Genomic DNA, 24,556 nt, shown 5'->3' on the forward strand with positions numbered 1-24,556 from the left:
TCCTCTAGGGTGTATGAATAAATTCCTATTAACGGAGTGACCAGTCATGCAGCAGCTCACGCTTTCCCCGCGACAGGCCTTGCCCGAGGCCGCAGCCCCGGAAATCAAGGGCGCAGTGTCAGGCGAGGGGCCGGGACCTGGCTACCGGGTAATGGGCATGCCGCAGACGCCCGCGGTGCCGGCGCCCGTCGCCTGCCGCATCGTGCGCCAGCTCGCGCTGGAAATGACGGCGCTGGCGAGCGACCGGCCACTCTGGCGGCGCGACGGCCGCCGCTCCACCTGCCATGTGCGCCAGATCGCCATGTATGTCTGTCATGTCGTCCTGCGGCTGTCGCTGTCGGATATCGGCGCGGCCTTCGGGCGCGACCGCACCACGGTCAGCCATGCCTGCAACGTGGTGGAGGACCGCCGCGACGACGCCTCCTTCGATGCCTTCGTCTCGGCCATCGAGCGGGCCGTCCTCTCCGTCTTCGGTCCGGCGGGGATCGGCAGCCATGAGTGAGGGGGCGGCGAAGAAGAGGGATGTGGAACTGGCGCGGCTGCTGCGCTTCCTGCTGGCGGCCGGCGCGGCGAGCCTGGATGACGGCAACCTCGTCGCCGGCGGCCGTAGGCAGGCGGTTTGCGGCGGGGCCCTGACGGAAGCGGTGCAGCTCGGCCTCGTCCGATACTATGGCGATCGGCTGGCGGCGACGGCGGAGGCGCGGGCCTTTCTCAAGCGCCGGCTCTGCGATGCCGAGACATCCTTTGCCGGCCAGCACCGCGAGCTGGAAGAGGTGGTCGTCGTGCGCGACGGCGCGCGTGAGCGGGCGCTTGCCAACCGGCTGGAATCGCCGCTCGCCGGCCTTGCCCGGCTGAAGGAGAAGACGGGCGAGGCGTTCCTGCCGGAAAGCGCGCTTGCGGCCGGCGAGCGGCTGCATGCCGATTTCACCCGTGGCGGTCTCCAGCCGCGCATGACCATGTCCTGGGAGCCGCGCATCGCCAGCCGCCAGAAGGGCGAGGCGGGGGCGGCGCGCGAACTGACCGACACGGCGCTCGCCGCACGCCTGCGCGTCGCGCGTGCCATCGAGGCGATCGGGCCGGAACTGTCGGGCGTGGCGCTCGACGTCTGCTGCTTCATGAAGGGGCTGGAGACGGTGGAGCGCGAGCGGCAATGGCCGGTACGCTCGGCAAAGCTGATGCTGCGCGCGGCGCTGATGGCGCTCGCCCGGCACTATGCGCCTCCGGCTGCAGCGGCGCGGCGGTCGCATGCCTGGGGGGCGGAGGGGTATCGGCCGGAGATGGGCGGGTGAGGTGGGGCCGGCCCCTCATCCCGCTGCCGCGACCTTCTCCCCGCAAGCGGGGAGAAGGGGCATGTCGCGCCGGTTTCCCGCCACTTGAAGCCCGCGATGTCGGTGGCCGGTGAAGGGGCCGCTACGGTGCGCCCAGCGTTCCTTCGCCCCGCTTGCGGGGAGAAGGTGGCCGGCAGGCCGGATGAGGGGCGAATGCCCGTTAAATGTCAGGCCGCGACCTTCCCCGCCGCTTCCTCGCGAATACGCCGCACCATCGAGCGCAGGCCGTTGGCGCGCTGGGAGGAGAGGTGCTCGACAAGGCCGATGGCGTTGAAGGTGTCGATGGCGTCGAGGGCGGCGACCTCGGAGGCGTGCTTGCCGGAATAGATGGCGAGCACGATGGCGACGAGGCCGCGCACGATATGGGCGTCCGAGTCGCCCTCGAAGGTCATGACCGGATCGGCCTCGCTTCCGGCATGGCTCACGAGCCAGACCTGGCTGGCGCAGCCCTGTACCTTGTTTTCGGCCGTGCGCTTGTCCTCCGCAAGATCGGGCAGCGCCTTGCCGAGTTCGATGACATAGCGGTAGCGGTCCTCCCACTCGTCGAGGAAGGCGAAGTCGTCGATGATCTGTTGCAGCGTGGTCATGGTCTGTCCGTCTCGGGGTTTGCCCATCATATAGGCGAGCCGGCCGGTTATTTGAACCGGAAACCGCCATGCGCAAAAAGAAACGCCGCATGGAGCGGATCCATACGGCGGTTGCAATGCAACGAGTCAGGCAGGCAGTAAACTTCAAAGCAATACCGCAGGCGGGATTGCGGGATGGATGGTCGGCTCAGCCCTTGTGGGCGGGGCGGCGGGTCGGGATGGCGATGGTGCCGGTGATGACCTCGGCGTCGGCATCCACTTCTGCGACGGCCGGGAGCGGCTGGTTCAGCGCGTCCTTCTTCGCAGGCTCGGCCTTGGCGACATCCGCGCCGTCTTCGGCGAACTGGGTATCGAGGAACTGGTAGGCGATTTTGGCGCCTTCACGGGCGCGGTGGCCGAGCGCCACGAAGGTTTCCGACCCCTTCTCGCAGACGTCGGGCTTTTCGAGGCAGAGGGCGGTCACGTAGCCGATCGCCTCGCTGGCGGCGCTGAACGTGTCGCCGAGCTGGACCGTCGGCCCCTTTTCCAGCGTCGCGGAGGATTCCGCGTTCAGGAAGGGGAGCAGGACGAGAACCAGTGAGAACCAGAACGTTCCCTTGATCAGAAACCACATCGCTTGCCATCCTCGTTATGGGGCCTCGGCTCTTTCCGGCCTTCGGCTTGTTTGGTCCTTGGCGAACCGTTGATGCGAGAATAGGGACCGGAAGGAAATTCCCCTTTGCTGGAATCGCTCGGGTTTTGCCCAGTTTTGATTAAAATGCGATCTAATTTTCCGCTAACCGGCATTTGAGGCAGATTTTAGCGAACCCCGTTAAGGATGATGGCGCGCCGGCGGGCCGGCAGGCCCCGGAATGCCGGCAGGCGCGTTCCGGCGCTTCTGCCCCACAAGTTAATATGAACAGAAAAATGCCGCAAAATGAGGCGCTTACGCCCCGTTAACCACGCCGTGCGAATGGCCGTTGGATTGCCCCGAAATGGGACCTTTGGGCCTTTTTCGGCCCCTTCCAACCCCTGCCGTTTATTCTTTCCTTAAGTCGCCGATGCGATTTTGGGCTCACATAAAAGAACATGAACGGCAGGGTTTTGCGTTGCGCCAATTGACCATCATCGCTGACAGAATGGCGGCCCGCCTGGGCGCCGTTGCTGGCGTTGCTGGCATGGGCGCGGCGCAGGAACGCCCGTCCGCGCCGCTGCGTGCGACGACGCTGGCGCTGCTGGCGGCCGTTCCCGGCCTGCCGCTCGCCTTCTCCACCGTCATGCCCGCTTCCGCCGCCCTGCCGGCCGGTGTCGCGCTTGCCGGGGCGGGCGCGCTGCTCGCCGCCGCCGTGACCGCCGCCCGCCCGCACAGGCCGGCCCCGCAGAAAACCTTCGCCGAGGCGCTGGCGGAAGCCGCGCCCAGCCCGGTCTCGCCCTACGATCTCTTCGCCGGCCTCGTGACGCTGCACGATGCGCGCGGCCTCGTGACGGCGGTGCACGGCCGCGACCGCGCCGACATGCTGTCCTGGATGCGCGACCCGATGGGCCGCGGCTATCTCGACCAGATCCACGTTTCCGACCGGCTCGGCTTCGTCGCCGCCATCGACCGGCTACGCCAGGGCGCGGCTCGCGAGACCGTCGATATCCGCATCGACCGCCCGCGCCTCGAGAGCGATGCCGAGCAGTTCGTGCACATGCGCGTGGAGATGACGGCGATGGCCGACGCGGAGGGCGCGCTTGCCGCCGTCGTCGCCCAGTCGCGCGATATGTCCGAGGAGGCGAGGCTGAAGGGCGAGAACGCGCGGAAGGCCGCCGAGGCGGAAACCGCCAACGACGCCAAGACCCGGTTCCTCGCCGCCGTCAGCCATGAGCTGCGCACGCCGCTGAACGCCATCCTCGGCTTCTCCGATATCCTCGCCGGCGAATATTTCGGCCGGCTGGAGAACGACCGCCAGCGCGAATATGTGGCGCTGATCCACCAGTCCGGCTCGCACCTCCTGTCGGTGGTCAACACCATGCTGGACGTGTCGAAGATCGAGGCGGGCCGCTACGAGCTTCTGCCGGAGCCGTTCGTCGTCGCCGACAGCGTGCGGGCCTGCGAGCAGATGCTGGGCCTGCAGGCGCGGGACAAGGGTATCAAGCTGACGAGCCGCGTGCCGCGCGCCCTCGGCGAGGCGGTGGCCGACCAGCGGGCGATCCAGCAGGTGCTCATCAACCTCGTCGGCAACGCCATCAAGTTCACCGATCGCGGCGGTATCGTCACCATCGATGCGGCGCGCGAGGGCAGGGACCTGATCCTGACCGTCAGCGACACCGGCATCGGCATCCCGGCCGACAAGCTGGAACTGATCGGCCAGCCCTTCATGCAGGTGCAGAACGAGTATACCCGCAAATACGAGGGCACCGGCCTTGGCCTGTCGCTGGTCAAGGGCCTCGTCGCGCTGCACGGCGGCAGCTTCACGATCACGAGCCGGCCGGGCGAAGGCACGGTCATTGCCGTGCGCGTGCCGGCGGATGGCTCGGGCGTGGTGCATGACGGCGACCACAGGGTCGCGGCTCCATCCACCGTCGAATTCCCGCCGCGCCTTGCAGCGGACATGAAGACCGTTTACCAGCCCTCGCTCGATGGCAAGGACACGCAAGATGAACGCGCACGTCAGAAGACAGCCTGAGCGGCGGCCCCAGGGCCAGGCCCGCAAGGGGCGGTCCGGCGCGCGCAGCCAGCCGCAGCGGCGGCCGAACGTCGTGATAACCGGGCTTGTCGCGCTCGGCGGGCTTGCCGCGCGCCATCCAAGCGTCGTGGGCGGCACCTGCGCCTTCCTCGTCGTCTTCTCCTTCGTCGCGGCCAATGCGCTCTGGTATCAGCCGGGCGGCCATCCCGCGCCCTTCCTGAAGATGCGCTCGGCGGACAATTCCCTCGGCTTCACCGCGACCAAGCCCGAGCCGCACGACCAGACGACCTTCGTCATCGAGCGCCTCGATGAGGGCGAGCCGATGCCGGAAGTCACAGATGTGACGCCGGGCGAGCGGCCCTTCGACGAGGTGGCCCGGGTGATCGAAAAGCAACCGGCGGCGACGCCCGAGAGCGAGGCCGATCCGGTCGCCGCCGCGATCATGGCGGCCGAAGCCGATCCGGGTGTCACTTCCGCCGTCGCGCGGCCTGTGCCGAGCGACATGGTGATGAAGATCCAGAAGGGTCTCAGCAACATCGCCTATGCGGATATCGCGGTCGACGGGCTGATCGGCGAGAAGACGCGCACCGCCATCCGCCATTTCGAGAAGCATTACCGCCTGCCGGTGACCGGCGAGCCGAACGAGCAGGTGCTCGCCAAGCTCAAGGATATCGGCGCGCTGTAAGGCCGGTCCGGCCATTGCCCCGCGCTTTCCCGCCGTGTATGCCGCCGTCATGCGCCTTCGCACCGACATCTTCGTTTCCGCCCTGATGCGCCGCGTCTTCGCGCGCGGCGATTTCGCCGCCGTGGAGGCCAAGGGCGCGGAGGAGGCGGGGGCCGTGTTCGTGCGGCAGGTCTTCCGCGACGGCACGGAAAGCCTTTTCGCGCCCGCACCGCAGAGTTTCTTCGACGAGGGTGACGATGGACGGCGGCTGTTCGAAGCGCGTCTGGAGCGTGTGGGGAGCGATGCGGTGGCCGAGGCGATCGGCCGGGAGCGGCGCTTCGACGGGGACCTCTGGGTGGTTTCCATCGAGGCGGACGATCTCGGGGATGTTCTCGACTTCGCCGGCGCGGAGCCGAAGGATGACGGCTTTTTCAGGCGGTGACGCGCAGGCCCCGGTTCCCCCGGGAACAGCGGCATGGGGCCGGCCATGGGAAAAGGGTTTCGGCACAGGCGGCGACCTGTGCGGCAAACCCGGGAGAACCCCATGTTTATCGTGCTGCCTGCCCTTGCGCTGTTGATTTCGGGAATGTTCGTGGCGACGACGCTGGCCGCGCTCTCGGCCGGGCGTCAGGACGACGCGGCGGTTCGTACGCCGGCAAGACGGCCTGTCTTCTGAAAAATCAGCCGGCGGCGCGTTTGTGGTCGGCGCCAGGGCGGCCCCGCGGTGCGTCGTCGGCATTGGCGGCCTTCGGCAGGCCGTCGCCGGTCGTGTAGCTGTCCGCCCTCTGCCAGCTTTCCACCCGGCGGGCCGCTTCGGCGGGGTCCAGCGCGGCAAGCAGCGTTTCGGCTCCTCCCTCGGCCAGATGCGGGTAGACCGCCTTCAGCACGAAGAGCGTGTCGGCCTGCGGCACCTCGAGCGCCAGCAGCGTTTCGGCGAGCTGCCGTCCCGACACGTCGAGCAGGATGCGCTCAGACAGCCATTGGCTTGAGGCAAGTGCATCGGCGAGCGTGACGGCGATCATGCCGGCTTCCCCCTCGCGCGCGAAGCGCACGAACAGCACCTGATGCATGGCGCTCGCCGGCTCCAGCCGGACGGGCGTCTCGACCGTCGGCGTGGCGGCGCGCACGAGGGCGCGCAGCTCCTCGCGGATGCGCTCTTCCCGTTCCAGGCGGGCGGCTTCTGCCAGGGCGGCGGTGCGATCCTCGCCGGTGCGGCGGCTGGCCTGGTCCTGATGGGTGCCGACCAGCGCCTCCACGACGACGGGCGACAGGTCGTCGCGCCGGCCGATGGCGTGGGCGTGCTCGGGGCCGGTCGCGCGCAGGATGCGCATCAGCGTGACGTCGCCGAGGGCCTTCGACCCCATGAGGAAGATGGCGGCGGTATTGATCGGCTGGCGGGCGATGAAGAGGGCGGTTTCCTCCGGCACCTGCGGGCAGCGCGAGAGCGCGGCGACGGCCTGCCGGCGCGCCTCGTCGGTGGAGGCCGCATAGAGCTGTTCGAAGAGTTCACCGAACTGGGCGAGGTCCGATTTCGTGGGGAAGCGCAGGCTCTCGAAGCTGGACACCGTGGCCATCAGAACGATGTCCTTCGGCCGCCCTGCCTGCGGTCTCTCCAGTTCGCGAAACCTGTCCGCCACAAAACACCTGTCATCCCCGGACCGGCAGCCCCCTGCCGACCCCTGCTGTCATTCATGAAAACTAGAGGAAAAACCTTAGCGAGCCGTTAACCCTGCTCGCGCGGAAATGGCAATGAATACAATGAAATCCACCATGCGGCATCGCAGCACCAGCGCATGTTTGCAAGGGTTTGGGAGGGGCGGGCGGCACCGGCTGTGGATTATGCGGAAAAGCACCGGTTTCATTTTGCCTTTATAATTTAGGTCATACTAATGCCAACTTTGACCACTCTTTGCCATTCCCGCGTGCACCTGCCCTTGTATTGTGTTCTGCCGCTCGGCTGTTTGCCATGCGGTTGTGGAGCGACGCGAGAAGACCGGCAAGATTTTGCCGATCCATGTCAACGGGCGGGCATCGTGCCCCATACATTAACGGGAATTTTAGACATGACTGATAGATGTCTCGTAAACGGAGACACTCTCATGAAGCGGACTGCCGGCATTGCTCGCACTGTTTCCATCGCCCTCGCGGCTCTCGCAACCACGGCCGTCACGGCCGGCGCCGTATCGGAGGCGCCGAGCTTCTATACGGTCCGCAACGACCACGGCGGCGTTATCGTCGATTACGCCATCAAGGCGGCGCAACTCGAACAGACAGGACAAACGGTCAAGTTCGCCGGCCGGTGCGATTCGGCCTGCACGCTCTATCTCGGCATCAGCGAGGACCAGCTCTGCGTGACCCCCTCGGCGCGCTTCGGCTTCCACCTGCCGTTCGGCAGCTCCTCACAGGGCAATCGCTTTGCCACGACCTATCTGCTGAAGAAGTATCCCCGCTGGGTTATCGGCTGGCTGAGGGACAATGGCGGGCTGAACCGCAATCTCAAGGTCATGCCCTACGAGTATGTCAGCCAGCATATCCGGCCCTGCGACACGCAGGTCACGGATCTGTAAGGGTAAATAGCAATATCTGCGGAGGTTTGAACCACCGGCGCACGCGGCGTGCAAACGCGGAAACAGGGAACACCTGAGGCCAAGGGACGAACGTCCCTTGGCCTTTTTTGTCCAGGATTTCTGGTGTAGCCGGCATCGCGACTAGTCGTTGCCAAAGCCCTGACCGCCTTGGCCACCCTGGCCACCCTGGCCGAACTGACCGCCGCCCTTGCCGCCATCGTGGTCGCCACGGCCGCCGCCCTTGCCGCCATCGTGGTCGCCACGGCCGCCGCCCTTGCCGCCATCGTGGTCGCCACGGCCGCCGCCCTTGCCGCCATCGTGGTCGCCACGACCGCCGCCATGATGATCACCGCGTCCGCCGCCATCGTGGTCGCCACGACCGCCGCCATGATGATCACCGCGTCCGCCGCCGTCGTGGTCGCCACGACCGCCGCCATGATGATCACCGCGTCCGCCGCCGTCGTGGTCGCCACGGCCGCCGCCATGATGATCACCGCGTCCGCCGCCGTCGTGGTCGCCACGGCCGCCGCCATGATGATCACCGCGTCCGCCGCCATCGTGGTCGCCACGGCCGCCGCCATGATGATCACCGTGTCCACCGCCGTCATGGCCGCCATCATTGTGGCCTCCGCCACCGTGGCCGTGGCCGCCATGGCCGTGCCCATGGCCATGACCATGACCGTGCCAGCCGTCGTAGTCACCACGGCCGGGAGGGTCGTTGTCGTCGTTGGTGTTGCCCGTGTTGCCGGTCTGCGCGACGCGCGTGAAGCCGGCGGTGGTGTTGGTGCCAGGTGAGAGGACAACGGCACTCGAGGCAAGAGCGCTGCAAGCCGTCATTTCATTCCTGAACCGCCGTTGTACGTCCCGAAGCGCTGCCATGTCGCCGGATGCGAGCGCTGCTTCGCAGGCCGCTTCGGCGCGACCTTGCCTCGTCGTCTGGGCGTCGGCATGAGTAGTATACAAGCCAACGCAGGCCGCAACTGTAGTTGCGGATAACAGGATTCTACGCGAAAACATGATTGATCCTCTCAGTGTTGATCTAGAATATAGAACGTCACCTTCTTTTCCGTGTGGCGTTAACGATACATTAGCCATTCTTAATTGATAATTCAATTTCATAATCAATGGCTTGGAAAAAGGAAAATGGATTTTTATTTGGAAATACCTGTGTAATATTTTGAAGATTGCCGTTTTATATTTAAGTATTAGAGGTCTTGAATTTATGTCTATTTTTGGGAAGCGCGCGCGTTGTTCCATGTATTCAGACTGGATATATTAAATTAGAAATACATAATATATGTGCGCATCGAAATCGGATGGAGCGCCGCAATCGCGACGCCGGGAAGTGCCATCCCGTCACTTGTGAAGCGTGTATATCTAAATTAGATATTGCTTGTATTGTTGGCGCAGAATGGCCTGAGCCGGAGGGCCGGGCAAGGCCGTGTTCCGTGCGGAACAGCGGGAAGGGGCGTCCCGGTGCATGATTAACAGCATGTTAACCAGACAGTCGCTAGTTTTGGGGACATGGATCGGCTCGTCTATTGCACTCAACGTGCTATGATTCGACCATGGGAGCGGAGGTTGCCTTCAGGCGCAGCCGTTTCGAAAGGGAAAGGTGCGATGTTCCGGATACCGGGCGGCCGCCAGACAATGTTTCGTGATTGGGGAACGTCTGGACCGCATCGCCGTTTTCCACCTGTATGCGACTGGGATGACATCATTCTCATGTCGTGTCCGGGTGACGGAACCGGATGCACCGGCCCGTTTCAGCGGGCAGGGTGAGATTTGTAGGAGTACTTCATCCGTCTCGATTCTTCTTTTGGAGGCGAGAATGGCAGACGTGGTACGATTGACGGAATGGCGCGCTCGCATGCCGAAGCGTGAGACCGTTCGCCCCGAGGCTTCGGCCCGGATATTGCTCTTTACCGGCGTGCGCTACGAGCGCCTGACGCCCGCGACCCTTGCCCCGCGCGGCAAGTCGGGCAAGCGCGGCGTTTCGGATAGCGCCCGGCACAAATAGAGCCTTGCGACCGCCGTGTGGCGGCGGTCGGGCGCGATCCGGCGATGGATGCGTGCCTTCACAATGCCGCGTGGCCGCGCTTCGCGCCTGCCGCCGGATGTTTCCCTGTCGATTACTGGTCCGCCGTCAAAGGCTCGCAGCTTGCATCCGCGAGGAAAGCGCTGGCGGCTTCCTGCCGGCTCTGCGTGGGCACGAAGGTGCGCAGCACCGCATAGCCTTCCTCGCCCCGCATCTCCACGAGGATAGACTGCTCCAGTTCCGCCGGCACCGCCTTGCGGATGGCGATGAGCTGGATGGGCGTGGCGATCAGCGTGTCGAGCGCGCCGGAGACCGAAGTGCGGTCGTTCATGCTGAAGACCTCGTTGGAGGCCTCGTCATAGACCGCCAGCGACCAGAAGGGCACCTCGCCATCCGCAAAGAGCCGGATGGGGCCGTTTTCCACCGAGAAGGTGCAGACCGCCGTCTTCATGGCCGGATCGTCGTTGACCGGCGCAAGCGTGTTGCCCTCGCTGGCGAGCGGGAAGAAGCGGTTCGCCTCGCCGAAGGCCTGCACGCGCGTATAGGCGTCGCGGCCGGTGAAACTCGGCAGGGAGAGGATGATGACGATGTGCAGCAGCGCCGCGCCGACGAGGCCGATGGCGATGGCATAGAAGAGGCTACGCATCGGCGCAGTCCAGCCGGGTGATGCCGGGCATGGCAAGGTCGATGACGCCCGAGCTGCCGGCGGTCGGCGTGTCGAGCAGCGTCATGACCAGGAGGAAGGGCGCCCGGCCTTCCGGGATCGCCAGCCAGTTGCCCGGCATGGCGGAGGAGGCGATGCGGATGGAGAAATCGCCGTCGGCGCCGCGCAGGGCCGACCAGGCGTTGAGGCCCGTCGGCACGTCCGGGTTCGCGCCCGGCAGCGGGTTGCCGTTGCGGTCGGCCGCATGCAGCGTCCACAGGCGGGCAGGGGGCGTTATGCCGGCGATCTCGTAGCGGCAGTTTGCGGTCAGCCTGCGGTTGTCGCTGTCGGTGGCGGCGGTGAAGGTGAGGCCCTCCGCGCCGCCGAGCAGCAGCCGGCCGTCGCGCGCCCGGTGGGCTTTCGCATACGGGTCGGCGTCGACCGTCTGTGCGGCGGGAAAGGCCGTCCACGGCCCAAGCGCGATGGCGCCGAAGCCGACCGTCGCGCGCAGCGCATAGACCGAACTCAGGATGCCGAGGCCGAAGGCGACGGCGAGCGCTGTGGCGATGAGGAGGGGTGTGCGGAACAAGACGATCGACCGTTGGAATCAGCTTCGCGTCACTCTGTCCGCTTCGCCGGAGCAAGGTCAAGCGTCCCGTGGAGGGTGGCCACCCAGCCGTCGGGCTTCAGCGGCGTTGCCTCGTGAAGCTGGCGGGCGACATCCTTGAGGAGCTTCGTGACGTCGGAGGAGAGCGAACGCGGGCGCACGAGCGCCGGCAGCGGGTTCTCGTCGCTCGGTGCGGCGGCGGCGACTTCCGTCGCCTTCGTGCCGTCCGGCAGCGGGTTTTCGATGCCGGGGATGGCGCGCAGCTCGATGCCCTGGTGGGCATAGTCCATCAGGCGCTTGAAGGTCATGGCGGGCAGCGAGCCGCCGGTCATGTTGTTGGTCGACGTATAGTCGTCGTTGCCGAACCAGACGGCGGCGGTGTAATTGCCGGTGAAGCCGACATACCAGGCGTCGCGATAGGCCTGCGTCGTGCCCGTCTTGCCACCCGAGACAATGCCGCGGTCGAGCGCGCCGCGCCGGGCGGTGCCGCTGACGGGAATGGTGACGAAGATCCGGTTCATCGAGGCGTTCGCCCCTTCCGAGAGGATGCGCCGCGCCGGCGGCTCGTCGCGGCCGAAATCGTAGAGGATATCACCGTCGTAGTTGATGATCTGGCTGATGCCGTGGCGGCGCGACTGCATGCCGCCGGCCGGGAAGACGCCGTAGCCCGTCGCCTGGTCGAGCACGGTCAGCTCGGAGGTGCCGAGCGGCATGGTCTTGTCGGTGCGCAGCGGCGTTTCCACGCCCATCAGCTTTGCAAGCTCGGCGATGCGCTTGGTGCCGAGCTTGTCCTTGGCAAGGCGCACCGGCACGGTGTTGATGGATTTCGCCATCGCCGTCATCAGCGTGATGCGGCCGGAATAGCTGCGGCCGTAGTTCTGCGGCGACCAGCCGCCCCAGCTGATCGGCGCGTCGACGATGGTCGTCTCCGGCGTCATGCCGGCTTCCATGGCGGCCGCATAGGTATAGGCCTTGAAGGAAGAGCCCGGCTGGCGCAGCGCGCGCGTGGCGCGGTTGAACTGGCTTTCGCCGTAGTCGCGCCCGCCGACCATGGCGCGCACGGCCCCGCCGTTCTCCATCATCACCAGCGCACCCTGCTTGACGCGGTAGCTCTCGCCATACTGGCGAAGACCGCTCTCCACCGCCTCCTCGGCGGCGGCCTGCAGGCCCATGTCGATGGTGGTGCGCACGACGAGCGAATGCTGCGAGAAGGGCTTTGCGATGCGCTGCACCTCGTCGAAGGCCCAGTCGAGGAAGAAGTCGGGTGCGGTCTTCTCGTTGCGGTCGATGACGGAGGCGGGGTTGCGCCGCGCGGCGATCACCTGCCCCTCGGTCATCAGTCCGCCCTGCACGAGATTGGTCAGCACCTCGTTGGCGCGTGCGCGGGCGGCCGGCAGGTTGACGTGCGGCGCATAGCGCGCGGGGGCCTTGAAGAGGCCGGCGAGCATGGCGGATTCGGCAAGGTTCACCTCCGTGACGTTCTTGCCGAAGTAGAACTGCGCCGCCGCCGCCGCGCCGAAGGTGCCGCCGCCCATATAGGCGCGGTCGAGATAGAGGCGCAGGATCTCCTTCTTGGAGAGGTTCGCTTCCAGCCAGAGCGCGAGGAAGGCTTCCTTGATCTTTCGCTCGATGGTGCGCTCGTTGGACAGGAACAGGTTCTTGGCGAGCTGCTGGGTGAGCGTGGAGCCGCCCTGCACGACGCCGCCGGCGCGCGCGTTCTCGTTCACGGCGCGGGCAAGGCCGAGGAAATCGATGCCGAAATGGGTGAAGAAGCGGCGGTCCTCCGTCGCCAGCACGGCCTTGATCAGATGGTCGGGCAACTCGTCGATGGGGACGGAATCCTCGTGGATGATGCCGCGGTGGCCGATCTCGTTGCCGTAGCGATCAAGGAAGGTGACGGCGAAATCGCTCTGGGCGCGCCAGTCGCCCTTGGTCTCCTCGAAGGCGGGCAGGGCGAGCGCGAGCAGCAGCACGAAGCCGGCCGTGCCGAGGTTCATGCCTTCGCCCGCCACCTCGAAGACCGCCTTCTTCCAGCCCTTCACATGGAAGCGGCGGGAGAAGATGGTGATCTCCTCCCAGATTTCCGACGCGCGGAAGCCGGCATTCCAGACCGTGGAATCGATCCAGGAATCGAGGCGCAGGAAGAAGTGCCGCTTGCGGCGGCGGGGCTTTTGCGGCTGCTGGTCTTCGTCTTCCACGATCGCGGTCTCTCGGGTTCGGGCGGCACGAAATTGCCCGCTGCCGGTTAACGTCTTCTCACCACCGGCTTATTCCGGCACGATATCAGTCTTTTGAAGACAGCAGAACGGTTTTCACGGAGGCGTCGGCTCTTGACCTTTGTGGGGAAGGGGTTCAGGGGTCGGGCATGACGACGAAGAATGCGCAAATGCCGGGCGACCTGCCGTTCTGGAAGGTCAAGACGCTTGGGGAGATGACCGACGCGGAGTGGGAAAGCCTCTGCGACGGCTGCGGCCTGTGCTGTCTCAACAAGCTGGAGGACTGGGAGACCGGCGAGATCGCCTGGACCTCCATCCGCTGCGTGCTGCTGGATGGGGAGAGCTGTCGCTGCTCGGACTACGAGAACCGGCAGGCGACCGTGCCGGACTGCATCCGCCTGACCGTCGAGAGCGTCTCGAGCATTTCCTGGCTGCCGCCGACCTGCGGCTACCGGCTGGTCCGCGACGGGCACGACCTCTACTGGTGGCACCCGCTGGTTTCCGGAGATCCCGATACCGTGCACCAGGCCGGCATCTCCGCCCGCGGGCGCACGATCAGCGAAGAGGGCATCGATATCGACGACTACGAGGATTATCTCGTGACCTGGCCGCTGGAAGTGGGCGAGGAAAAGTAGCGCCGGCTCAGTGAAGGCTTGACGCGACCAGCCGCTTCGGCGCGACATTGCGCCAGGCGGCGGCGATGAGTTCGCGCACCCGTTCGCCTTCCGCGCCGTCGAAATAGACCGACGTCCAGCCCTTGCGGCCCCAGCCGCCGGGAACAGGCGCGCAAAGACCGGGATCGGTCTCCATCACCATCGATTGCTGGTCGGGCGTGAACTTGAGGACGGCGCGTCCCGGGTCGGGCAGGGACATGAATATCTTCTCGCCCACCCGGAAGTCACGCTTGCCGAAATGGGCGCTTTCCTGCGCTCCGGGCATGCCGAGCGCCATCGTGACGAGGTCGTCGGATATCATGATGGAAGGATAGCACCGAATGGAGCGGCGGAAAAGTTTTCGCGAGAAATAGGAAAATAGTCCTTGACGGCGTTACGGTCGTCTGGTAGGGTTATGGCATAGTCGGAAAGGTGCGGGCGGAGGGATCGCCGGGCTTTCCGGAGGCTGGAGACTTGGCGATATCCGCCCGCGGCCGGCTAGAGAGAGAATTTTGACAGGCGCTCGTTCCATCAGGACCGGGCGCTTTTTTATTTTCGGGTTTTGCGATGGAAACGAATCTGGCGATCGATATCGCGCTTTTCGGCGTCTCGCCGGAAATGGGCGTCTATGACGGGCTTGCGGGGCGTGCGGCCGGTTTTGCGGGTGGGGCGGCGCTGGTGCTGGACACCAAGGCGGAAGCACCGGGCGATCCCTTTCTCGACATGCAGGCCATGCTTCTCGAAATGACCAAGGAGCTGCGCGAGCGCTTCCAGCGGTTCCAGAGCCAGAAGGTTCTGGCCGAGCGCGATGCGGACGATGCCGGTGACGAGACCACGCGGAAGGCGGCGCAGACGGATGCGAAGGCGGCCATCGAGGCCGTGTCGCTGATCGTGCGCACGCTGGAGAAGATCGACAGCCTGCAGCGCACGCTGATCGCCGAACGGGTGGATAGCGGAGAGCCGGACGACGAGGCGGCGCTGATCGAGGAGTTCGACCGGCTGGTGGAGCAGCGCGTGAAGGAGCGGATGGATGCCGCCAAGACGGAATGGATGCGGGAAATCCGGGCTGGCGGCGATGCTGCCGCGGCAATGGAAAGTGGGCCGTAGGGAGAGGTTGGCCTGCCGGGCGATCGGCAGGAAGCTGGACGGAACTGTGAAGGCGGCGGCCGCGGGCTTTAGGATGATCGAGGAAGAACGGGCGGGTTTGCTGGCGGCGGCCGATGCATTGGAGACGGGGCTGGGGCGGCGGGGCGGCGGTGACGCTGGCGATTTCGGTGGAGATTGCCCCCCATCCCCCTGCCGGGACCTTCTCCCCGCAAGCGGGGCGAAGGAAGGGATGCAAGGCTTTCCTCCCCAGCAACCGCCGTGTGAGGATGGGGCATCGCCCCAATCCCCTTCTCCCCGCTTGTGGGGAGAAGGTCCCGGCAGGGGGATGAGGGGCATCCCCGATGAGGCGGGGCTGAAACCGACACCTGCCGGACGGCTGATACCGCACTCACGGCAACAACTCCGCGGCTGGCATTTTACCCACCGCGACGCGCAGAAGCCGCCGCCGGGGGACTGGCGGGTCTGGCTGCTGATGGGCGGGCGCGGCTCGGGCAAGACGCGGGCGGGGGCGGAATGGGTGCATGCGATGGCGCTGGCGCGGCCGGAAAGCCGGATCGCGCTGGTGGCCGAAACGCTCGGCGATGCGCGTGAGGTGATGATCGACGGTGTTTCGGGCATCTGCCGCATCGCGGGGCGCTCGCGGCCGGAATTCGAGGCTTCGCGCCGCCGGCTTGTCTGGCCGAATGGGTCCATCGGGCAGATATTTTCTTCCGAGGATCCGGAAAGTTTGCGCGGGCCGCAGTTTCATTTCGGATGGTGCGATGAACTCGGCAAATGGAAACATGCGCAGGAGACCTGGGACATGCTGCAATTCGGCCTGCGGCTGGGCGACGATCCGCGCGTGCTGGTGACGACGACGCCGCGGCCGGTGCCGCTGCTGCGGGCGCTGGCCGGCGATCCGGCAACGGCGGTGCGGCGGATCGCGACCGCCGACAATGCGGAAAACCTCTCGCCGGGGTTTCTGACGGCCATGGCCGACCGCTACGGCGGCACGCGGCTGGGGCGGCAGGAACTGGACGGGGAACTGATCGCCGACCGCGAGGACGCGCTGTGGAACCGGGCGCGGCTGGAGGCTATCCGGCTGCGCCAGCCGGGGCCGCTGTCGCGCATCGTCGTGGCGGTCGATCCGCCGGCGACGGCCTCGGCGGCTTCGGTCTGCGGGATCGTCGTGGCGGGGCTGGATGGCGGTGGGCGGGCGGTGGTGCTGGCGGATTGTTCGGTGACGGGGGCCAGCCCGGCGGGCTGGGCGGGCGCCGTGGTGCGCGCCTTCCGGCGCTTCGATGCCGACCGGGTGGTGGCCGAGGTGAACCAGGGCGGCGACATGGTGACGGCGATGCTGAGAAGCGTCGACGCCAAGCTGCCGGTCTCGACGGTGCGGGCGACGCGCGGGAAATTTCTGCGCGCGGAGCCGGTGGCGGCGCTCTACGAGCAGGGGCGGGTCGTCCATGCCGGCGCCTTTGCCGAGCTGGAAGACCAGATGTGTGATTTCGGGCCGGACGGGCTTTCCTCCGGCCGCTCGCCGGACCGGCTCGACGCGCTGGTCTGGGCGCTGACGGCCCTGGTGATCGACCGGCAGGGCGAGCCTCGGGTGCGGGGGATTTGACGATGGGGATCGACCGGAAGCGGTTTTTCGACGGCGTGCGTGGGACGCTCTATGGCGGGCGGCTGGGACGCGGGCAGGTTCGCGGCATGGCGGCGCTTCTCGACCGCTTCGAGCGAGGGCGGGAGACGGACGACCAGCGCTTCCTCGCCTATATGTTGGCGACGGCGCATCACGAGACGGGTGGGCGCATGCGGCCGGTGCGCGAAACTTTTGCCGCCTCGGATGCGGCGGCGATTGCGCGGTTGGACAAGGCTTTCGCGGAGGGGCGGCTGCCGCAGGTTTCCGCGCCCTACTGGCGGCGGGACGAGGACGGGCGGAGCTGGCTCGGGCGCGGGCTGGTGCAGATCACCCACAGGCGGAATTACGAGCGGCTTTCGGCGCTGACGGGCATCGACCTCGTCGAGAGGCCGGAGCGGGCGATGGACATGGCGGTGTCGGTGGAGATCCTCTTTGTCGGCATGCTGCAGGGCGCGTTTACGGGGCGGCGGCTGGCGGATCATTTTTCCGCCGGGCAGGCCGACTGGGTGGGCGCGCGGCGGATCGTCAACGGGCTGGACCGGGCGGAGCGGATTGCCGGGTATGGGCGGGCATTTCTTGCGGCTTTGGGCGGGTAGGCTGCCCCTCATCCGGCTGCCGCCACCTTCTCCCCGCAGGCGGAGAAGGGGATTGGCGCGTCCGCTCGCTTGGTAAGCAATGTCGATAGGGAGGAAAACGCTCCCACATGCCCCTTCGCCCCGCTTGCGGGGAGAAGGTGGCGGCAGCCGGATGAGGGGTGATGCCTCCGCCGGCTTTTGTACTTTTCACAACGACCGAGGACATCATGAAACTGCCATCCTTCCTCAGACGCCGCCAGGGGGCGGTGGAAACCAAGGCGTCGGGCTTTTTCGCGCTAACGGCGGAGGGCCGGGCGCATTGGTCGAGCCGGTCCTATGCCTCGCTGTCGTGCGAGGGATTCATGAAGAACCCGGTGGCGCACCGGGCGGTGCGTATGATCGCTGAGGCGGCGGCCTCGGTGCCGTGGCTGGCCTATGCCGGCGAGGTGGAGCGGCCGGAGGATGGCCTGCTCGCGCTGCTGGCGCGGCCGAATGGGCGCATGGCGGGGACGGATTTCTTCGAGACGCTGTATGGGCATCTCCTGCTGTCCGGCAATGCCTTCGTGGAAGGGGTGCGGGTGGGCGAGGAGCTGCGGGAATTGCATCTGCTGCGGCCCGACCGGATGCGCATCGTCGAGGGGCGGGACGGGTGGCCGGAGGCTTATGAGTATCGCGCCGGCAACCATGTGCGACGACATGCGGCGGGCGAGGGGCAGGCGATCCTGCATCTGCGGCTCTTCCATCCGCTCGACGACCAGCTCGGCTTCGCGCCGCTGGAGGCGGCGTCCGTGGCGCTCGACCTCTCCAATGCGGCGGCGGTGTGGAACAAGGCGCTGCTCGACAATTCGGCACGGCCTTCCGGCGCGCTCGTCTACCAGCCGAAGGAGGGGGGCAACCTTTCGCCCGACCAGTACGACCGGCTGAAGAGCGAGCTGGAGGAGGGCTATTCCGGCCCGGCGCGGGCCGGCCGGCCGATGCTGCTGGAAGGCGGGCTGGACTGGAAGGCGATGGGGCTTTCGCCGCGCGAGATGGATTTCGTGGAGGCGAGGAACGGGGCGGCGCGCGACATCGCGCTCGCCTTCGGCGTGCCGCCCATGCTGATCGGCATTCCGGGCGATGCGACCTATGCCAATTACCAGGAGGCGAACCGGGCGTTCTGGCGGCTGACCGTGCTGCCGCTGGTCAGCCGCACGGCGGGGTCCTTCGCGGCTTGGTTTTCCGAGGAGGGCGAGGCGCTGCGGCTGGTGCCGGATCTGGACCAGGTGAACGGGCTTGTGGCGGAGAGGTCCGAGCTTTGGGCGCGGGTTGGGGCGGCGGGGTTTTTGACGGACGAGGAGAAGCGGCGGGCGGTGGGGTATTGAGAGGGAGCGGGTGTGGCTTCACCCCCTTCTGGCCTGCCGGCCATCTCCCCCACAAGGGGGAGATCGGCAAGAGGCACGAACCTAGCTCAAGCAGCGGCGTCGAAGAGGAAGTGAAACATCGCTCCATCCAATCTCCCCCCTTGTGGGGGAGATTCCCGGTAGGGCAGAGGGGGGTATTCCGGGCGCTATGGCGTCGGATTTCCGTTGGGAAAACAGCGGCTTGGTCTGGAGAGGTGACTCTTCTTCCCGCATTCCGGATTCATCGCGTGAAGTGCTTGAATCGGCTTTCGAGCAAAACACAGCAAGGGATTCAAAAGATTCGAGGATTGCCGCCGCTGGCCCTGCGTGAGCCGGCGCGCATTCGGCCGCCTGCGGCCATTCCTTCTGAATTTCCATAATAATCTGAAAGGCTTAACAATGGCTGACTTCGGAAACGACGGTGGGCTTTGGACGGCCCGGTTCATCGGTGCGTCCGCGGGCGCGGCCGTTTCGCTCATCTATCTCCTGCCGAAAAGCCGCCGGGAGGCGGGATGCCGGTTTCTGACCGGGCTTGCCTGCGGCCTCGTCTTCGGCGGGCCGGCGGGGTTCTGGATCGCGGCGCGGCTCGGCATCGCGGGCTATCTCGGCCCCTCGGAACTGCTGCTGACCGGCTCGGCGGCGGCAAGCCTTTCGGCCTGGTGGGGACTGGGCGTGCTGGCGCGGGTGGCGGAGCGGATGAGGCAGTAGGCGATAGCCAATAGCCAATAGGCAGTAGGGATTGAGGGAGCGCCGTTCCCTATTGGCTACTGCCTATTGCCTACCCCCTAATTCCTGATCGGAGAGAGCAATGACAACCGACGACCTGCCGGTCTGGCGGACGAAGAAATATGCCGATCTGACGCTTGCGGGCGTTTCCGGCGACGGGTTGTTTTCCGGCTATGCGAGCCTCTTCGGCGAGGTGGACCTGAGCAAGGACGCCATTGCGCCGGGGGCCTTCGGGCCGTCGCTGCAAAAGCGCGGCGCGGCCGGTGTGCGGATGCTTTTCCAGCACGATCCGGCCCAGCCGATCGGCCGCTGGCGCACCATCCGCGAGGACGAGCGGGGGCTTTATGTCGAGGGCGTGCTGTCGCCGGGCGTCGCCCGGGCGCGGGAGGTGCTGCAGCTGATGAAATCGGGGGCGCTCGACGGGCTCTCCATCGGCTTCCAGACGGTGCGCTCGAAGACCGACCGGGCGAGCGGCGTGCGCCGCATCCTGGAGGCGGACCTTTGGGAAATCTCGATCGTCACCTTCCCCATGCTGCCCTCGGCGCGGGTGTCGAACGTGAAGAATGCGCGGTGGTTCCGCGACCGGGAAACGGAACTCGTGCGCAGCATGCGCCGGGCGGCCCGGATGATGAAACGCTAACAGGAGACCAGGCATGACGGAGACGATGAAGACCGCGCCGGAGATCAAGGCCGTGCCGGAAACGATGGCCGCCGCCTTCGACGACTTCATGGAGGCCTTCGAGGCCTTCAAGGAGACGAACGACCGCCGGCTCGGCGAGATCGAGCAGAAACTCACCGCAGACGTGGTGACGCGCGACAAGGTGGACCGCATCAACCGCGCTATGGACGAGCACAAGCGCGTGCTCGACGGGCTGGCGCTGAAGAAGGCCCGCCCGGCGCTCGGCGGGGCGGGCGAGGGATCGCCCGAGGCGGCCGAGCACAAGGCGGCCTTCTCCGCCTATATGCGCCGGGGCGACGAGAGCGCGCTGCGTGCGCTGGAGGGCAAGGCCATGTCGGTCGGCTCGGCGGCGGACGGAGGCTATCTGGTGCCGCCGGAGACCGATACGGAGATCGGCCGCCGGCTTTCCGCCGCTTCGCCCATCCGGGCGCTGGCGACGGTGCGGCAGGTTTCCGGCGCGGTGCTGAAAAAGCCCTTCGCGACCTCCGGCATGGCCTGCGGCTGGGTGGCGGAGACGGCGGCGCGGCCGCAGACCAATGCTGCGCAGCTTGCCGAACTGTCCTTCCCGACCATGGAGCTTTACGCCATGCCGGCGGCGACGGCGGCGCTGCTCGACGATGCGGCGGTGGACGTGGAAAGCTGGATCGCCTCGGAGGTGGATATCGTCTTCGGCGAGCAGGAGGGCACGGCCTTCGTCTCCGGCGACGGCGTCAACAAGCCGAAGGGTTTCCTCAGCTATACCAATGTGGCCGATAGCGGCTGGAGCTGGGGCAATATCGGCTACATCGCTACGGGTACGGCCGGAGCCTTCAAGGCGAGCGGGCCGTCCGACACGCTGATCGATACGGTCTATGCGCTGAAGGCGGGGCACAGGCAGAATGCCAGCTTCGTGATGAACCGCAAGACGCAAGCGGCGATCCGCAAGTTCAAGGACGCCGACGGCAACTACCTCTGGCGCCCGCCGGCAACGCCCGGCCAGCCGGCCTCGCTGATGGGCTTTGCCATCGCGGAGGCGGAGGACATGCCTGACGTGGCGGCGGACAGTTTCTCCATCGCCTTCGGCGATTTCCGCGCGGGCTATCTCGTCGTCGACCGTACGGGCGTGCGCGTGCTGCGCGATCCCTATTCGGCCAAGCCCTATGTGCTGTTCTACACGACCAAGCGCGTCGGCGGCGGGGTGCAGAATTTCGAGGCGATCAAGCTGGTGAAGTTCGCGGCGAGCTGAGCCGCGGTCCTCAACGTTTCCGCTCCCTCTCCCCGCTTGCGGGGAGAAGGCTGGGGTGAGGGGCGGCCCGGCATCGGGGCCTTGCCTGTGGTTGCCTCTCATCCGCCTGCCGGCACCTTCTCCCCGCAAGCGGGGCGAAGGGAGCGTGGAGTGGCGGTTTCCTTTCACAATTTCTCCTACCCCGGCGGGCGTTCCCTGCTGCCGGGGTCGCGGGCGCGGTTTTCCTCCCGGCCGCGCCCGCACTCCCTCCATCAGACAGGATTGTCATGACGATTGCCGAACTCACGCCGCCGGCCGTGGAGCCGGTCACGCTTGCCGAGGTGAAGGCGCATCTGCGCCTCGATACAAACGATGAGGACACGCTGCTGGCCTCGCTCGTCCGCACGGCGCGCGGTTATCTGGAGGCCGAGACGGGGCTTTGCCTGATCGTGCGGTCGCTGCGGCTCTATCTGGACGACTGGCCGGAAGGCAAGATGATTCAGATTGCCAGGGGGCCGGTGCAAACCGTTGAGGCGATTACGGTTTACGATGAACTTGGCGCGCCGGTCGCGGTCGATGCGGCGGGCTATGTGCTTGACGGCGCGGCGCGGCCGGCGCGGCTGATCCTGCCGGCGCAGCCGGAAACGGCACGGGCCTTGAACGGCATCGAGATCGATTTCTCCGCCGGCTTCGGCGAGAGTGGCGCGGATGTGCCGGACACGCTGAAACGGGCGCTGCTGCTGCATGTGGCGGCGATGTACGAGCTGCGCGGCGTGCTCTCCCTTGAGGACCAGCCGGGGGCGGTGCCGCAGGGCTATGACCGGCTGGTCGCGCCTTATCGGCTGCGGAGGCTGTGATGGGCAGCGCGCTTGAACCCGGGATGTTGAACGCCCGGCTCGTGCTGGAGCGGCCGGAGGAGACGCCGGACGGGCAGGGTGGGGCGGCGGTGAGCTTCATCGCGATGGCCTCGCTCTGGGCGCATATCGAGCCGGTCGCCGCGAAGGCCGACGAGGCGGCGGGGACGCTGCGGGTGGCGGTGACGCACCGTATCCGGCTGCGCTGGCGGGGCGATCTTGCCGGCGGCATGCGGCTGCACAAGGGCGAGCGGCTTTTTGAGATACGCGCCTTTTGCGACCCGGACGAGACGCGGCGCTATCTCATCTGCGATTGTGAGGAGATCAAGCCATGAGCGCGGCATCCGCCTTGCAGAAGGCCATCTTCGCCCGGCTTTCGGGCGATGTTGCGCTGACGGCGCTTGTTGGGGCCGAGGGGATCGCTGATCGCCGGCTGGCGGCTCCGGCTTCGCCCCTTGTGGTGATCGCCGGCATCGACAGCACGGACCACTCCACCGCCACGGAGGCGGGGGAGGAGCATGCGGTGGTGCTGGAGGCCTGGTCCGGGGCGGCGGGGCATCGGGAGGCGCAGGGGATCGCCGCGGCGGTGCGCGCGGCGCTGCACGATGCGGCGCTGGCGCTCGATGGCCATCATCTCGTCCTGCTGCTGCATCGCGAGACGCGGCTGAAGCGGGACGGGGCGTCGAAATTCCATCGGGCGGAGATGCGGTTCCGGGCGGTGACGGAGCCGGACGGCTGATTTCCATTTTTTCGGAAAGGATATTGCCATGGTGGCACAGAAGGGGCGGGACCTGCTGCTCAAGATCGACAATGGAGCGGGTTTTGCGACGGTCGCGGGGCTGCGCTCGAAGCGGCTTTCGTTCAATGCGGCGCTCGTCGACGTGACGGACGCGGAATCGGTGGGGCGCTGGCGCGAGCTGCTCGGCGGGGCGGGTGTGCAGCGGGCGGCGCTTTCGGGCAGCGGGATCTTCAAGGACCAGGCCTCCGATGCGCTGGTGCGCTCGCTGTTCTTCGCCGGGACGATCGCCGCCTGGCAGATCGTCGTTCCGGATTTCGGGACGGTTGCGGGGGCGTTTCAGATCGCCGCGCTCGAATATTCCGGCGCGCATGACGGCGAGGTGCTGTTCGAGATCGGGCTGGAATCGGCCGGGCCGCTGACCTTCGTGGTGCTGTGATGGGCGCGCGGGCGAACAGGCATCGCGGCGAGATCGAGGCGCTTTTCGACGGCGAGCGGCGGGTGCTGTGCCTGACGCTCGGGGCGCTGGCGGAGCTGGAGACGGCTTTTGCCGTCGATAGCCTGACGGGGCTGGCGGAGCGGTTTTCGAGCGGGCGGCTTAAGGCGGACGATCTCATCCGCATCATCGGCGCCGGGCTGCGCGGCGGCGGCAATCTCCTCAGCGACGAGGACGTGGCTGGCATGGCGGTGGCGGACGGGCTGGCGGGCTTTGCCCGCATCGCGGCCGAGCTGCTACAGGCGACCTTCGGGGCGGGGGCGGATACGCAAAACCCTCTGCCGCCGCATCCGGCCTGAACGGCGAGCGGCCCGCCTTTCCCTGGGAGGCGGCGCTTCATGCCGGGCTTTGCCGGATGCGGCTTTCCGCAAGAGATTTCTGGGCGATGACGCCGCGCGAACTCGGTTTCGCGCTCGGCCTGCTGCGGCCTTCGCCGGCCGCGCCGGGGCGGGCGGCGCTGGCGATGTTGATGCAGGTTTTTCCCGATCGGATGGAGTGACGAATGGCGATTTCGGACGACAGGCCGCTTTCCGGCACGCTGGACGATGCCGACCAGCTTTCGGCGATCTTCGACGACCTGGAGGCGCGCTCGCGCTCCTTCGGGATGGCGCTGACCGGTGCGCTGAAAGGCGCGGTGGTGGACGGCAAGGGGCTGGAAAGCGTGCTGCGCGGACTGGCGCTGCGCATGAGCGACATCGCGCTTTCGGTGGGCTTGAAGCCGCTGGAGGGGCTTTTGAGTTCGGGTATTTCCAGCCTGATCGGCGGGGTGACGCCCTTCGCCAAGGGCGGGGTGGTGTCCTCGCCGACCTATTTCGGCAGCGGCGGCGGGTTGGGGCTGATGGGCGAGGCCGGGGCCGAGGCGATCCTGCCCCTGAAGCGCGGGCCGGACGGGGCGCTCGGCGTTGCGGCGGGCGGCGGGGAGGGCGGTGCGCGCATCGTCTTCAATGTGACGACGCCGGATGCGGCGAGTTTCCGCAAGTCGGAAGGGCAGATCGCGGCGATGCTGACGCGCACGGTGGGGCGGGGGCAGCGGAGTTTGTGAAGGCTTGGCAGTTTGGGTTTGCCCCTCATCCCGCTGCCGCGACCTTCTCCCCGCAAGCGGGGCGAAGGGGCTGAGAGGCGAGGGTTTCCCATCACGCAACGTCTTTTGGCTGGGGGTGCGGTGCATCCGTCCCTTCTCCCCGCCCGCGGGGAGAAGGTCGCGGCAGCGGGATGAGGGGCCGTTGCG

General features: G+C 66.9%; 31 protein-coding genes. 24 read left to right on the forward strand and 7 right to left on the reverse strand.

All coding sequences use genetic code 11. The features are described 5' to 3' along the window. Positions 1-46: 46 nt before the first annotated feature. Positions 47-502, forward strand: a complete 456-nt coding sequence (locus MOE34_RS04450; RefSeq protein WP_347342749.1) for a helix-turn-helix domain-containing protein — start codon at positions 47-49, stop codon at positions 500-502. Next, positions 495-1,289 carry a DUF6456 domain-containing protein gene (locus MOE34_RS04455; RefSeq protein ID WP_242221396.1) on the forward strand — a complete coding sequence of 265 codons (795 nt, stop codon included), beginning with the start codon at positions 495-497 and terminating at the stop codon, positions 1,287-1,289. The genes MOE34_RS04450 and MOE34_RS04455 overlap by 8 nt, the downstream gene beginning before the upstream one ends. Positions 1,290-1,495: 206 nt before the next feature. Here the strand turns inward: MOE34_RS04455 and MOE34_RS04460 are convergent, their stop codons facing one another. Beyond that, complete coding sequence (locus tag MOE34_RS04460) at positions 1,496-1,915, reverse strand: SufE family protein (RefSeq protein WP_242221398.1); 420 nt, start codon at positions 1,913-1,915, stop codon at positions 1,496-1,498. A gap of 187 nt (positions 1,916-2,102) precedes the next feature. Continuing rightward, positions 2,103-2,528, reverse strand: coding sequence for a DUF5330 domain-containing protein (locus MOE34_RS04465; protein ID WP_242221400.1), 426 nt, complete (start codon positions 2,526-2,528; stop codon positions 2,103-2,105). A gap of 505 nt (positions 2,529-3,033) precedes the next feature. Between MOE34_RS04465 and MOE34_RS04470 the strand changes: the two genes are divergently transcribed. The 4 genes from MOE34_RS04470 (at position 3,034) to MOE34_RS25405 (ending at position 5,903) form a co-directional block, all read left to right on the forward strand. After that, on the forward strand, positions 3,034-4,563 hold the full coding sequence (locus MOE34_RS04470) for a sensor histidine kinase (RefSeq protein WP_431522412.1): 1,530 nt from the start codon (positions 3,034-3,036) through the stop codon (positions 4,561-4,563). Then, complete coding sequence (locus tag MOE34_RS04475) at positions 4,535-5,248, forward strand: peptidoglycan-binding domain-containing protein (protein WP_242221402.1); 714 nt, start codon at positions 4,535-4,537, stop codon at positions 5,246-5,248. The genes MOE34_RS04470 and MOE34_RS04475 overlap by 29 nt, the downstream gene beginning before the upstream one ends. A 49-nt stretch (positions 5,249-5,297) precedes the next feature. Beyond that, complete coding sequence (locus tag MOE34_RS04480) at positions 5,298-5,669, forward strand: DUF1491 family protein (RefSeq protein ID WP_242221404.1); 372 nt, start codon at positions 5,298-5,300, stop codon at positions 5,667-5,669. A gap of 102 nt (positions 5,670-5,771) precedes the next feature. Continuing rightward, on the forward strand, positions 5,772-5,903 hold the full coding sequence (locus tag MOE34_RS25405; RefSeq protein WP_277955658.1) for a hypothetical protein: 132 nt from the start codon (positions 5,772-5,774) through the stop codon (positions 5,901-5,903). Between the two features lie 4 nt (positions 5,904-5,907). Here the strand turns inward: MOE34_RS25405 and MOE34_RS04485 are convergent, their stop codons facing one another. Continuing rightward, positions 5,908-6,801 carry a DUF2336 domain-containing protein gene (locus tag MOE34_RS04485; RefSeq protein WP_242221406.1) on the reverse strand — a complete coding sequence of 298 codons (894 nt, stop codon included), beginning with the start codon at positions 6,799-6,801 and terminating at the stop codon, positions 5,908-5,910. 525 nt (positions 6,802-7,326) lie between these two features. Here MOE34_RS04485 and MOE34_RS04490 point away from each other — a divergent pair. From MOE34_RS04490 to MOE34_RS04500, 3 genes are all read left to right on the forward strand, one after another. Beyond that, the gene (locus MOE34_RS04490; RefSeq protein ID WP_160785607.1) at positions 7,327-7,794 is read left to right on the forward strand and encodes a hypothetical protein; all 468 of its coding nucleotides are present in this window, start codon (positions 7,327-7,329) and stop codon (positions 7,792-7,794) included. Positions 7,795-7,962: 168 nt separating this feature from the next. Next, positions 7,963-8,589, forward strand: coding sequence for a hypothetical protein (locus tag MOE34_RS04495; protein ID WP_242221408.1), 627 nt, complete (start codon positions 7,963-7,965; stop codon positions 8,587-8,589). A gap of 1,036 nt (positions 8,590-9,625) precedes the next feature. Next, on the forward strand, positions 9,626-9,814 hold the full coding sequence (locus MOE34_RS04500; RefSeq protein ID WP_242221411.1) for a hypothetical protein: 189 nt from the start codon (positions 9,626-9,628) through the stop codon (positions 9,812-9,814). A 112-nt stretch (positions 9,815-9,926) separates the two neighbouring features. Here MOE34_RS04500 and MOE34_RS04505 read toward each other — a convergent pair whose 3' ends face one another. Genes MOE34_RS04505 through MOE34_RS04515 form a run of 3 tightly spaced genes read right to left on the reverse strand, consistent with a single transcriptional unit; the run spans position 9,927 to position 13,280 of the window. Then, a complete protein-coding gene (locus MOE34_RS04505; RefSeq protein WP_242221412.1) occupies positions 9,927-10,478 on the reverse strand; it encodes a DUF1254 domain-containing protein in 552 nt (183 codons plus the stop codon). Next, the gene (locus MOE34_RS04510; protein ID WP_242221414.1) at positions 10,471-11,064 is read right to left on the reverse strand and encodes a DUF1214 domain-containing protein; all 594 of its coding nucleotides are present in this window, start codon (positions 11,062-11,064) and stop codon (positions 10,471-10,473) included. Before MOE34_RS04510 ends, MOE34_RS04505 begins: the two co-directional genes overlap by 8 nt. Positions 11,065-11,093: 29 nt before the next feature. Further along, on the reverse strand, positions 11,094-13,280 hold the full coding sequence (locus MOE34_RS04515; RefSeq protein ID WP_242221416.1) for a transglycosylase domain-containing protein: 2,187 nt from the start codon (positions 13,278-13,280) through the stop codon (positions 11,094-11,096). Positions 13,281-13,447: 167 nt separating this feature from the next. On the opposite strand from MOE34_RS04515, the gene MOE34_RS04520 reads away from it, so the two are divergent. Beyond that, positions 13,448-13,933, forward strand: coding sequence for a YcgN family cysteine cluster protein (locus MOE34_RS04520; protein WP_242221418.1), 486 nt, complete (start codon positions 13,448-13,450; stop codon positions 13,931-13,933). A 7-nt stretch (positions 13,934-13,940) separates the two neighbouring features. Here MOE34_RS04520 and MOE34_RS04525 read toward each other — a convergent pair whose 3' ends face one another. Further along, positions 13,941-14,273 carry an MmcQ/YjbR family DNA-binding protein gene (locus MOE34_RS04525; protein WP_242221420.1) on the reverse strand — a complete coding sequence of 111 codons (333 nt, stop codon included), beginning with the start codon at positions 14,271-14,273 and terminating at the stop codon, positions 13,941-13,943. Positions 14,274-14,518: 245 nt separating this feature from the next. Between MOE34_RS04525 and MOE34_RS04530 the strand changes: the two genes are divergently transcribed. From MOE34_RS04530 to MOE34_RS04595, 14 genes are all read left to right on the forward strand, one after another. Beyond that, the gene (locus tag MOE34_RS04530) at positions 14,519-15,058 is read left to right on the forward strand and encodes a hypothetical protein (RefSeq protein ID WP_242221422.1); all 540 of its coding nucleotides are present in this window, start codon (positions 14,519-14,521) and stop codon (positions 15,056-15,058) included. Between the two features lie 325 nt (positions 15,059-15,383). Continuing rightward, positions 15,384-16,661, forward strand: coding sequence for a DNA-packaging protein (locus MOE34_RS04535; protein WP_242221423.1), 1,278 nt, complete (start codon positions 15,384-15,386; stop codon positions 16,659-16,661). Between the two features lie 2 nt (positions 16,662-16,663). Then, a complete protein-coding gene (locus tag MOE34_RS04540) occupies positions 16,664-17,275 on the forward strand; it encodes a glycoside hydrolase family 19 protein (RefSeq protein ID WP_242221424.1) in 612 nt (203 codons plus the stop codon). A gap of 206 nt (positions 17,276-17,481) precedes the next feature. Then, the gene (locus MOE34_RS04545; protein WP_242221426.1) at positions 17,482-18,615 is read left to right on the forward strand and encodes a phage portal protein; all 1,134 of its coding nucleotides are present in this window, start codon (positions 17,482-17,484) and stop codon (positions 18,613-18,615) included. 417 nt (positions 18,616-19,032) lie between these two features. After that, the gene (locus MOE34_RS04550) at positions 19,033-19,341 is read left to right on the forward strand and encodes a DUF6107 family protein (RefSeq protein ID WP_242221429.1); all 309 of its coding nucleotides are present in this window, start codon (positions 19,033-19,035) and stop codon (positions 19,339-19,341) included. Positions 19,342-19,441: 100 nt separating this feature from the next. Then, positions 19,442-19,999, forward strand: coding sequence for an HK97 family phage prohead protease (locus MOE34_RS04555; RefSeq protein WP_242221431.1), 558 nt, complete (start codon positions 19,442-19,444; stop codon positions 19,997-19,999). 13 nt (positions 20,000-20,012) lie between these two features. Beyond that, entirely contained in the window at positions 20,013-21,263 is a 1,251-nt protein-coding gene (locus tag MOE34_RS04560; protein ID WP_242221433.1) for a phage major capsid protein, read from the forward strand. Between the two features lie 266 nt (positions 21,264-21,529). Then, positions 21,530-22,099, forward strand: a complete 570-nt coding sequence (locus tag MOE34_RS04565) for a head-tail connector protein (RefSeq protein ID WP_242221435.1) — start codon at positions 21,530-21,532, stop codon at positions 22,097-22,099. Beyond that, on the forward strand, positions 22,099-22,431 hold the full coding sequence (locus MOE34_RS04570) for a phage head closure protein (protein WP_242221438.1): 333 nt from the start codon (positions 22,099-22,101) through the stop codon (positions 22,429-22,431). The genes MOE34_RS04565 and MOE34_RS04570 overlap by 1 nt, the downstream gene beginning before the upstream one ends. Continuing rightward, entirely contained in the window at positions 22,428-22,835 is a 408-nt protein-coding gene (locus MOE34_RS04575) for a DUF3168 domain-containing protein (protein WP_242221440.1), read from the forward strand. The genes MOE34_RS04570 and MOE34_RS04575 overlap by 4 nt, the downstream gene beginning before the upstream one ends. Before the next feature lie 28 nt (positions 22,836-22,863). Beyond that, complete coding sequence (locus MOE34_RS04580) at positions 22,864-23,271, forward strand: phage major tail protein, TP901-1 family (protein WP_242221443.1); 408 nt, start codon at positions 22,864-22,866, stop codon at positions 23,269-23,271. After that, entirely contained in the window at positions 23,271-23,627 is a 357-nt protein-coding gene (locus MOE34_RS04585; RefSeq protein ID WP_242221445.1) for a gene transfer agent family protein, read from the forward strand. The genes MOE34_RS04580 and MOE34_RS04585 overlap by 1 nt, the downstream gene beginning before the upstream one ends. A 56-nt stretch (positions 23,628-23,683) precedes the next feature. After that, the gene (locus MOE34_RS04590) at positions 23,684-23,827 is read left to right on the forward strand and encodes a phage tail assembly chaperone (RefSeq protein WP_242221446.1); all 144 of its coding nucleotides are present in this window, start codon (positions 23,684-23,686) and stop codon (positions 23,825-23,827) included. Between the two features lie 3 nt (positions 23,828-23,830). Further along, the gene (locus MOE34_RS04595) at positions 23,831-24,370 is read left to right on the forward strand and encodes a phage tail tape measure protein (protein ID WP_431522413.1); all 540 of its coding nucleotides are present in this window, start codon (positions 23,831-23,833) and stop codon (positions 24,368-24,370) included. Positions 24,371-24,556: the final 186 nt, after the last annotated feature.

It is taken from the genome of Shinella zoogloeoides (genome assembly GCF_022682305.1).
GTDB classification, from domain to species: Bacteria; Pseudomonadota; Alphaproteobacteria; order Rhizobiales; family Rhizobiaceae; genus Shinella; species Shinella zoogloeoides_B.